The sequence below is a fragment of the Bordetella genomosp. 13 genome, assembly GCF_002119665.1.
Taxonomy (GTDB): Bacteria; Pseudomonadota; Gammaproteobacteria; order Burkholderiales; family Burkholderiaceae_B; genus Bordetella.
This window is the reverse complement of the sequence record NZ_CP021111.1, coordinates 256,468-266,805: the sequence shown is the minus strand read 5'-3', so window position 1 is coordinate 266,805 and position 10,338 is coordinate 256,468. Positions and strand designations below refer to the sequence as shown.

Genomic DNA, 10,338 nt, shown 5'->3' with positions numbered 1-10,338 from the left:
ATAGTTAATTGACCCAGCAGAACCTGCTCTCGAAGCGGTGCCGATGCACGCATTGGCGTTCGTACTGTTCGCGCACATCGAGAGCAGTCGTATTGCGGCAGCAACGAGTTTCGCGACTTGACCATCCACCGTGCCCGCCGTGCTAGTGCCGGGACGGCAGCGGGCCGGCTACTTCGCCAGCGCCCCCATCGCCTGCCGCATGAACGCCAGCGTCGCGTCGTCCGCCCATGTGCCGGCGGCCAATTCGGGCTCTGCCATCAGTGCCTGCCGGAACTTGGCGTGTGTCGCCGGGTTCTTGCCCGCATACGAACTGAACAGTTCCAGCCACTGCCGCGCCAGCGCCCGGCCGGTTTCCGAGTCGGGCGCCACGCCCGCATCAATGGCGTTCCGGACCTCTGCGATCAACGGCGGCCATTCCGAGATCCGGTCGCCGTAATGCTCGCGCATGAACCGGACTTCGTCCGGCGTCAGATACTTTTCGTAGATAAGCAGTTTGCTTTCCGAGAAGGCGCGCAGCACATAATCGCGCATGGCTTTGGAAATGCCGACGTGCTTCTGCATGCCGGGCTCCTGCTCGTGCATGTGATTCAGCTTCACCAACAAGCGCGGATCGCCGTTGGTATCGCGCAGCAGCAGTTCCATCCAGCGCTGGGCGAGCTGGCGCGGCTTGATCTCCTCGGGCGCCACGCCCTGCTCCATCTGCTGTCCCACTTCGTGAACCAACGCAAGCCAGTCCGGGTCGCCGTCCGGCCCACGGGTGTATAGGGGCAAACGTGACAGTTCTTCTGGCGAAAAATATTTATCGTACATAGTCATCATTTCCAAAGCGTTCAGCCAATCGGCCAGCTCAGGCTCCGTGCCGTCCGCCAGTTGCTCGTGCAGTTGCGCCAAGCGTTCGCGCAGGCGCGCGGCCTGCTGCATCTGGCGGTCCAGCATCGCGATCTGCCGGGCGATCACGTCCGCCAAGCGAGCGCCGGGCTGGTCCAGGTAAGCGCCAATTTCCGCCAACGCCAGTCCGAAACGACGCAATGCCTGGATCTGATGCAGACGGGCAATCTCGTCGCGACCGTACAGGCGATAGCCGTTTTCGGCGCGCGCTGAAGGGGTCAACAAACCAATCGCGTGATAGTGGTGAAGCGTGCGGACGGTCAGCCCGGTACGCTTTGCCAGTTCTCCTACGGTCAGTCGCATGTTTCCTCCTTCGAATACGCTGGCCAAACTTTGGGCCATCACGTTACGTGAGGGTCAAGCGGTGCTACAAGCCCTGTGGGCGGCCAGAGTTCAATGCGATGTCGGCCGCCGAAGCGGGCTGGAAGTGACACACGTGGGTTGACCGCTCAAACCGTTGTCCGAGCGCAGCAGAAACGGCATCGGCACGCGACCCAGCGTTCCGAAGCGAGGGGTCGAGCTGCGCGCCCTAAAGGCCGATGCGTGCAGCGCACCGCGCCCGACCCGCTTGCGCGTTGATGTCCAGACCCTGATCAGCAAGGTGCTGGTCCCCGTCCCATGTCCCCGCCCACCTCTTCGAGCTTATCGAACACGAGTTGTTTCGCGGCTTTGGGTGGCAGTCGCGCGCTCTGGGTCCTTGTGCCACAAGTTGGCCAGCGCCTGATGCTGTGGAGGGACGATGCCACATCGCTTACGTTATGTTATAACATTGCGCTTTCTCTAGGGATCGAGACATGTGGGCGGTACGGCGAGAGGCGTGGGCAGGCTACCTTGCGTTGCTGGCAACGATCGGTGACTTCGGCATCGCGGAGGCGGCAGAGGGTTCGGAAACAGTCAGGGCGGCCCGCGATGGCGCGCATACCTTGCCGGCCGTCGTGGTGACCGCCACGGCATCCGAGCGCAGCGAGGCAGATGCCCCGGCCAGCGTATCGGTCATCGATGGCGAGGCACTGCGCAACCGTCCCGTGAACGATCTGGCCGACGCGGTGCGCGGCACGCCGGGCATCGGGCTCGACGACAGCGTCGGGCTGGGCCGGCGCGGCATATCGGTGCGCGGCATGAGCCCCGAACACACCTTGATCCTGGTCGACGGCCAGCGCATCAATGCCTCGTCATCGGCCATTGCGCACTCTGACTTCGAATTGGGTTGGGTGCCAACGGAGGCCATCGAGCGGGTGGAAGTGGTGCGCGGACCGATGTCGTCGCTTTACGGCTCCGAGGCGCTGGGCGGCGTGGTGAACGTCATCACCCGCAGCGCGACGGAAAACTGGCAGGGGTCGTTCAGCAGCTACGGCATGTTCAACGATCACGGCCTGGACGGCGACCAGTACAAGACAGGCTTTTACGTGGGCGGGCCGCTGTTGCCCGGCATACTGGGCATGAATGCCTGGGGCGAATTCAGGCGCCGCGATGCGCTGCGCGACGCGGGCAATACTGCGTTGACGGCATTGGACGACCAGCGCGCATTCAGCGGCCACGTCGGCCTGAGCTGGACGCCGGATGCGCGCCAGCGCATCGATTTCGCGGTGGATGCCGGCAACGAGGACCAGGAAGGCTGGCGCGGCGGCACGGGCAATGCCATCTATCGCGCCGAGTACTTTGCGCAGCGACGCCGCTACTCGCTGTCGCATGCTGGAAACTGGGATTGGGGCACGAGCCAGGTACGGGTCTATCGCAGCACCTTCAATCGCGAGTCATACCGCAGCGACGGCGGGGACGCAGCGGGCCCGAACCGCTTCATCGACACGGTGGTGGACGGCAAGGTGAGTTTCGCCGTCGGGCGGATGCACAAGCTCACCGTAGGCGCCGAGACGCGCCGCGAGACCCTGGAAGATCCGACGGTGAACCTGGAAGGCAAGAAATCGCAGGATCACTACGCGCTGTTCGCGCAGGACGAGATCGTGCTGGGCGAAAAATGGGAACTGGTGCTCGGCAGCCGCTTCGACCACCACGAGGATTTCGGATGGGAAACCAGCCCGCGCGCCTACCTGCTGTTCCATCCCGCCGAAGCATGGACCCTGAGGGCAGGCGTGGGACGGGGCTTCAAGGCGCCGACACTCAAGCAACTGTCGCCGGAATATGAATCGCGTGCGGCCATGGGCGGCCGGGGCATCATCCGCGGCAATCCCGACCTGGCTCCCGAAACGAACCAGTCGTTCGAGCTGGGCGCGGCCTACGAGAAGGCGGGCTGGTCGGCCGGGGCGACATTCTTCCACAACGACGTCCGCAATCTGATCGAGACGGTGCGGCAATCCACCTGCGACGTGCGCGGCCGTGTCTGCCTGGCCTACGAGAACGTCGCTCGTGCCCGTCTGCAAGGCCTGGAACTGACCGCGGGCGCGCCGCTGGCCGACCGCCTGAGACTGACAGCCAACTACACCTACCTGGACGCACGCGATCGCACGACGGACGAACGCCTCGCAGACCGCTCGCGGCACCGCGCCAATGCGACGCTCACCTGGGACGTCCTGTCGCGCCTGAGCACGCGTCTGCGCGCGGAATACATCGGATCGCAATATCGCTCGGCCACCGAGAGCGAGCGCCCGGGCTACACGCTGCTGCACTGGTACGTCGACTATGACGTGAGCCGGAACCTGAGCCTGCATGCGGGCATCGAGAACTTCACCGACAAGCGTCTGGCCAACGACGACGCGGGCGTGTATGGCCGCGCCGATGAAGGGCGCAGGTTCTTTGCCGGGTTGAATGCGAGGTTCTGATGCGGAAGCGACGTTGGGCCTGGTTGTGGTGGCTGGGCGTGTCGATGTGGGCGATGATGACGGCTGCGCAGGGCGAGCCGGTGGTGCAGGTACTGCACAACAGTTTTGTCTCGGTCGAGAAGTTCCAGCGCCTGCAGGCCTACGCGCAGCATCAGAACCTGCAATTGCGGCACCTAGACGTCGAACGTGCCTCGCCGCAAGCATGGCGACAGGCCCTGCAGGACGCCGCGCTGCTGCTGCTGGATGTGCCCCGCCCGAACGACCGGGCCATGGTCGTGCACGCGCTGGAACAACAGCTTGCACAGGCCACGCCGCAGGCTGGCACGGCGGACGGGCCACCTCGCCTGGTGGTGGGCGGCGGCCGGCCGGAGTGGCAAGGCCTGCATGCGCAACATGGCGCCGCGCTGGCCGCGCTCTATGCCGCGGGTGGCCAGGAGAACTTCGTCCGCTTCTTCGCGCTGTCCAGCGCGATACAGGCGCGGCGCGAGCCGGCGCCAGCGCTGGTGGCGCCGCCCGTCCGCCTGCCTGCCACGGGCTTCTATCATCCCGCGGCGCCACGTGTGTTCGAGACACTGCCCGACTATCTGGCCTGGCACGACAGCCACAGAGGTGCTGCCGGATCGCCGCCGCCCACCGGCCGCATCGCCTTCCTGTCGCACCAGGGCATGGTCGGAGACATGCTGACGCGCGAGCTGGACACGCTGATCGCCCGCAGCGAGGCGGCCGGCCTGACGCCTGTGGTGTTCTGGTTCGATGCCAGCCAGCCTGGCGGGCTGGTGCGGGTCTTGGGCAAGGGGCAGGTGGACGTCCTGGTCAACCTGACGCATATGCAGGACGGTGCGGCGCGAAGCCGCGACTTCCTGGCACTGGACGTCCCCGTGATCCAGACCCTGAACTTTCGGGAAGGCGAGGCGAGCGACTGGCCGCAGGCCGTCAGCGGCGTGTCCGCGCGCACTACAGCGGTCTTCCTGGCGGGCCCGGAAGGATGGGGCATCAGCGATCCGCTGGTGCTGTCGGCATCGACGGCCGGAGTGTCTGACCCGTTGCCGGCCCAGCTCGATGCCTTGTTGGGCAAGCTGCAAAGCCTGGTGGCGCTGCGCAGGACGCCGCCGGACGCGAAGCGACTCGCCCTGATGTTCTGGAACTATCCGGCGGGCGAGACGAACCTCGGGGCCTCGAACCTGAACATTCCCCGCAGCGTCGTATCGATGCAGGCCGCGCTGGCCTCCGAGGGATATGCGGTGGGCGATCCGGTCGATGAGGCACAGGTCATCGCGGCAGGCCAGCGCATGCTGGGCGCCTTGTACGGCAATGAGCCGCTGGAGGCGCTGCTGAAGGAGGACATGGCCGCGCTGTACCCCGTGGCGGACTACGAACGATGGCTGGCGGGGCTGCCTGCCGGACGGCAGGCCGAGTTGCGCCATGGCGGCGCGCCGGAGCGGCACCGTGCCGTTCGGGAAATCGATGGCAAGCGCTATTTCGTAGTGCCGCGCTGGCAGCTGGGCCAACTTCTGGTCATGCCGCAGATGCCGCGATCGAGCGAACCGCACGGGCACTATCACGATACCGCCAGCGCCCCCGATCACCTGTACATGGCAGCATATCTGTATCTGCAGGAACAGTATCGGGCGCACGCCCTGATCCACCTGGGTACGCACGGCACGCAGGAGTGGCTGCCCGGCAAGGACCGCGGACTGGCCGCCACCGATTACCCATGGCTGGCCGTCGGCAGCCTTCCGGTCTTCTATCCATACATACAGGACAACGTGGGCGAGGCCATCCAGGCCAAGCGGCGCGGCCGCGCCGTAACCATCAGCCACCAGACGCCGCCGTTTGCGCCGGCGGGGTTATACGACCAGCTGCGCGATCTGCATCACCTGATCCACGAGTATCAGCAGCTGGAAGAGGGCGGCGTGCGCGAGCGCGTGGCCGGACAGATCCGTGCACAGGCCGTCGCGTCTCACCTCAACGATGACCTGGGCTGGACCGCCGCGCAGGCGGAGCAAGACTTCGACGGTTTCATGCAGGCCATCCACGATCACCTGCACGAGCTGGCGCGAACCGCGATGCCCCTGGGCCTGCATACCTTCGGCCAGCCGGCCACCCCGGAACATCGGGCCAGCACGATCATGCAGCAGCTGGGGGATCCCTTCCAGAAGGCATTGGGCATGAATGAAGAAGCCATGCTGGTGCCCGATCCGCAGGCCTTGTGGAAGAACCCGGCCTATCTCGCGGTGCGGCAGCTGCTGGCGTCCGATGGCAACGGCAATCCGGCTTTGCCGGCCGGCGCCCAGGCCTTTGCCCAGCGCGCGGCAGAGCTGGATCGTCATCTGGTGGATACCCAGGAGAACGAATCATTGCTGGCCGGCCTGGCAGGACGCTTCGTGGCGCCGGGCTCCGGCGGCGATCCGGTCCGCAACCCCGAGGTGCCCAGCGGCCGGAACCTGTACGCCTTCGAGGCCGACAAGATCCCCGCGCGCGCCGCGTATGCGTCGGCGGAAACGGCCTACGCGCAGCTCTTGGAGTCGTTTCGTGCCGCGCACGGGGGACGATGGCCCGAGAAGCTGGCCTTCAGCCTGTGGTCGTCGGAAGCGATCCGTCACCTGGGCGTGACCGAGGCGCAGATCCTGCATGCGCTGGGCCTGCGGCCCGTGTGGGATGCGGGCGGGCGCGTGACGGCGCTGCAGATCATTCCCGCCGCCGAGCTGGGGCGGCCCCGCAGCGACGTGGTAGTCCAGGTTACCGGGGTCTACCGCGACCAGTTCGACAGCTTCATGCGGCTGCTGGACGATGCCATGCAAAGGCTGGCCGCGCTGGACGAGCCGGGCAACCCCATCGGCGCCAACAACCGGCGGATTGCCGCGAGGCTGCAGGCCGAGGGCCTGTCCGCCGACGCGGCAGCCGCCGCTGCCCGCTTGCGCATCTTCAGCAATGCGCCTGGCGAGTACGGCACGGGCGTGCCCGATCTGGCGCTGCGCTCGACGGAATGGGAAGACCCGGCCACGCTGGGACGGCAGTTCCTGTCGAGCAGCCGCTACGCCTACGGCGGCACAGCCCGGGGTGAAAGCCCGACGCAGGCCAACGTGCTGGCCGAGCAGTTGCGCGGCACGCAGGCGGCCATCATGTCGCGTTCCTCCAATCTTCATGGCGTCCTGTCGACCGACCATCCCTTCGAGTTTCTTGGCGGCCTGTCTGCCGCCGTCCGGCATCTCGACGGACAGGCGCCGCAACTGCTGATTTCGGACCTGCGCGGCAGCCAGCCACGCACTGCGGGACTGGAGCGCTTCCTGTCCGACGAGTTGCGCACGCGCTACCTGAATCCGCAATGGATCGGCGCCATGCAGCAGGAGGGCTATGCCGGCACGCTGCAGGTGCTCAATGCCGCCAACAATCTGTTCGGCTGGCAGGCCGTCGATGCGGACACCGTGCGTGCCGATCAGTGGCAGGCGATGTTCGATACCTATGTTGCCGATACCCGCGATCTGGGCACTACTGAATGGTTCGAGCAGCACAACCCGACAGCCCAGGCTCAGGTGATCGCTCGCATGGCCGAGGCCATACGCAAGGGCTACTGGGATGCGCCCGAGCAGACGCGGCGCGTACTCGCGCAGCGCTGGCAGGAACTGGCCCGGCAGCATGGCGTGGAGACCGGCGCGGAGACGACGCGGCGGTTCATCGCAGACATGGCCCAGGGCTACGGGCTGCAGGCTGCCGCCGCGCCGCAGTCCGCCGGCAACCATGCCGCGCCCGGGCAGCCGGCGCAAGGCGAGTCCGCGGCTCGGGCCAATGCGCTGCAGGCTGTGCAGGGCCAGGTCCTGGCCCGCACGCAAGACGCGCCTGCCGAGGACCCCCATCGGGTCTGGGTGCTGGCGTTCATGCTGCTGACGATCGGCGCCGGGGCGCTCGGGCAGGCAGTCGCTTCCCGTCGCCTGCGGCAATAGCGCGACAACTTCATTCCAACTGGATCACATGGCTTTCTTCTCTGAAATCGAAACCCTGCTCTATGCCGTCTCACGGATTTTTCTGGCGCCGGTGATGCTGCTCATCGCCGCCGCACTGGTCTACGCGCTGTTCGTGCTGGGGGCTTTCCTGGTCGAGGCGTGGCAGCGCCGGCGGGACTCGCATGTGTCCGCACTGTTTGCGTATGCGGGCCAGGCAGCCGATCGCCCGGGTGTGCGCAAACCGCCCGCCAGCGACGACCTTGAACTCTGGATCATGAAGCGGCTGGAATGGCTGCGCATCGTATCGCGCACAGCACCCATGCTGGGGTTGATCGCCACGATGATTCCCATGGGGCCCGCGCTGCTGGCCTTGGGCAGCAGCAATGGCGCAGCGGTCGGCAAGAACATGGTGGCGGCTTTCTCGGCGGTGATCCTGGCGCTGCTGGCGGCCAGCATCTGCTTTTTCATCCTGACGGTGCGGCGGCGCTGGCTGTTGCAGGACCTGCGCCGGATTGAACGCCAACGGCAGGAGGTTGCGTGATGCGTTTCCTGGACGAGGACGAAGCCAACGATCCAATGCTGTCGGTCGTCAACCTGATCGATCTATTCCTGGTCATCATCGGCATGCTTATGGTGGTGATCGCCCAGAATCCTCTCAACCCCTTCTCGCAGGACAAAGTCGTGGTGGTGGAGAATCCGGGCGAAGCCGACATGCGCATCACCATCAAGAACGGCCAGGAACTGACCCGTTACGAAGCCAGCGGCGAAGTGGGCGAGGGACAAGGCGCGCGAGCAGGCGTGACCTACAGGCTGGAAGACGGCCGGATGATCTATGTCCCCGAAGACTGATGGTTGCCGCGCAAGCGCGTTGTTCGACGGCGTCGGCATCGGCATGGCGCATCCGACCATGCGCTCGATTATTGGTCGCGTGGGCTCACGCTCAAACGTGGACGCAGACACCGCGAGGTGTCCGAACTAACCCGTCCGCGGAAGTGGGGCGAATCCAGATCCAGTCACCACGTCGAGCATGATCGCGGCCGCATTATTGGCGGCAGGCAGCCCCGCATACAGTTGCACGTACAACAGCACCTCGGCTAGCGCTTCGCGGGACACGCCTTGCTCCAGCGCCACCCGGCTGTGAAAGGCAAGCTGCCTGTGGGCGGTTCCCATGGCGCTCAGCACGGCCACTGTGGCGATCTCGCGCTCGCGCACGGTAAACGACTCGCGACCGAAAGTGCAGCCGAACATGCCCATTACGTGCCGATAGTATTCCGCCGACAAGTCGCTGTAGTAGGCCAGCTGCGCCTGCGCACGTGGCCCGTCCAGCTGCGCATACTGGGCAATGCCCTGCTCGAACCGGTCGGCCAGCGGCATCGACGCCAAGGCGCTGCGCGATGTGCCGATGCCGTCGGCGCGGCCGCGCGCGCGCAGTACGGTATGCAACACCGCCATGGCGTCGAACGCGCGCGCCAGGCCCACATACGAAGCCAGATGAATGATCAGGTCTTCGGCCGCCACCGCGCTCAACCCATCTTGCAGCGCGGCCTCGACGGCTTCCTGGTAAAGCACGCCCGTATGTCCGGCGCCCAGCACTGCCGGGATGCGCATCAACAGCTTGTCCTGGGGCGACACCACCGTTCGGTGGAAGATGTCGTTTTCTCCCAGGCCGGCGTAGATATCGCCCAGTGCCCCGAAATCTGCGGTCTTTTCTCTCATTGCAGTGCCAGGTTGATGTTGCGGCTCAGGCCCATCCAGCGCGCGCGGTCCGATTGCACTCGCTGCTCGAACTGCTCCGGCGTCAGCGGGGTGTCGGCGCGAATGAATTGCTGGGCGAGTTGTTCGGTAAACGCCGGCGAACGCAGCAGTACGCCGATTTCCCGGTTAAGACGAGTCACTACCTCGGCGGGTGTGCCGGCGGGTGCGAACAGGCCGGTCCAGACGGTGACTTCGAAGTCGGCCAGGCTGTCGTCAGCGCTTTCCACCATGGTCGGCACGTCCGGCAGGAAGGGCGAACGTTGAGGCGAAGTGACCGCCAGCGCCTTCACCCGCCCCCCTTTAAGCAAGGCGTTGGACGATGCCACACTGTCGAACATGAAATCGACTCGCCCGCCTATCAGGTCCAGATGAGCAGCGCTTGCGCCCTTGTATGGAGAATGCGTCAAATCCAGTCCCGCAGCGCGCGTGAACAGCTCCATACCCAGGTGCGTGAACGTCCCCTGGCCGACCGAGGCGTACGTAAGGCTGAACTCGTTCTGGCGCGTGTAGCTCAGAAATTCCGCCATCGAATTCACGGGCAGGCTATTGCGCGCGATCAGTACCATGGGAATGGAACCGATGATCGCCACCGGCGCGAAATCCCGCTCGGCGTCGAAAGGCAGATCGCGGTACAGCGCGGGGTTGATCACCAGTGGCGATCCAGTCGTCAATAGCAGCGTATAGCCGTCGCTGGGCGCGCGCGCGACGTTCTGCACGGCGATATTGCCGCCAGCTCCCGGCTTGTTATCCACGATGATGGCTTGCCCCAGCGCCTTGCCCAACGGATCCTGCAGTGCGCGGGCAACCAGGTCCGCCGTGTTGCCAGGTGGGAACGGAATAACCAGGGTTACCGGTTTGGCGGGCCAATCCTGCGCCGGAGCATGCCCGGGCGCCAGCCCGATGGCCAGGCCGAACAAGGCCAGCAGTATGCGGAAGGGATTCGTCATGGCGTGTCTCTCTCGTTGTCTCTCTCGTTA

The 10,338-nt window shown here is 65.7% G+C and carries 7 protein-coding genes; 4 read left to right on the top strand and 3 right to left on the bottom strand.

What is annotated here, in order from left to right:
• Nucleotides 1-168: 168 nt before the first annotated feature.
• Nucleotides 169-1,191: a MerR family transcriptional regulator gene (locus tag CAL15_RS01230; RefSeq protein WP_086076963.1), complete on the bottom strand. Its 1,023-nt coding sequence runs from the start codon at nucleotides 1,189-1,191 to the stop codon at nucleotides 169-171.
• A gap of 533 nt (nucleotides 1,192-1,724) precedes the next feature.
• Between CAL15_RS01230 and CAL15_RS01225 the strand changes: the two genes are divergently transcribed.
• The 4 genes from CAL15_RS01225 to CAL15_RS01210 are packed head-to-tail and all read left to right on the top strand — an operon-like array spanning nucleotide 1,725 to nucleotide 8,455.
• Entirely contained in the window at nucleotides 1,725-3,665 is a 1,941-nt protein-coding gene (locus tag CAL15_RS01225) for a TonB-dependent receptor domain-containing protein (protein ID WP_232468089.1), read from the top strand.
• Nucleotides 3,665-7,606 (top strand): cobaltochelatase subunit CobN, encoded by a 3,942-nt coding sequence (gene cobN, locus CAL15_RS01220; protein WP_086076961.1) that lies wholly within the window; start codon nucleotides 3,665-3,667, stop codon nucleotides 7,604-7,606. Before CAL15_RS01225 ends, cobN begins: the two co-directional genes overlap by 1 nt.
• Nucleotides 7,607-7,634: 28 nt before the next feature.
• Entirely contained in the window at nucleotides 7,635-8,147 is a 513-nt protein-coding gene (locus tag CAL15_RS01215; RefSeq protein ID WP_086076960.1) for a MotA/TolQ/ExbB proton channel family protein, read from the top strand.
• A complete protein-coding gene (locus tag CAL15_RS01210) occupies nucleotides 8,147-8,455 on the top strand; it encodes a DUF2149 domain-containing protein (protein WP_086076959.1) in 309 nt (102 codons plus the stop codon). The genes CAL15_RS01215 and CAL15_RS01210 overlap by 1 nt, the downstream gene beginning before the upstream one ends.
• A 126-nt stretch (nucleotides 8,456-8,581) precedes the next feature.
• Here the strand turns inward: CAL15_RS01210 and CAL15_RS01205 are convergent, their stop codons facing one another.
• Together CAL15_RS01205 and CAL15_RS01200 are read right to left on the bottom strand one after the other, a co-directional pair.
• Entirely contained in the window at nucleotides 8,582-9,322 is a 741-nt protein-coding gene (locus CAL15_RS01205; protein WP_086076958.1) for a carboxymuconolactone decarboxylase family protein, read from the bottom strand.
• A complete protein-coding gene (locus CAL15_RS01200; RefSeq protein WP_086076957.1) occupies nucleotides 9,319-10,308 on the bottom strand; it encodes a Bug family tripartite tricarboxylate transporter substrate binding protein in 990 nt (329 codons plus the stop codon). The genes CAL15_RS01205 and CAL15_RS01200 overlap by 4 nt, the downstream gene beginning before the upstream one ends.
• Nucleotides 10,309-10,338: the final 30 nt, after the last annotated feature.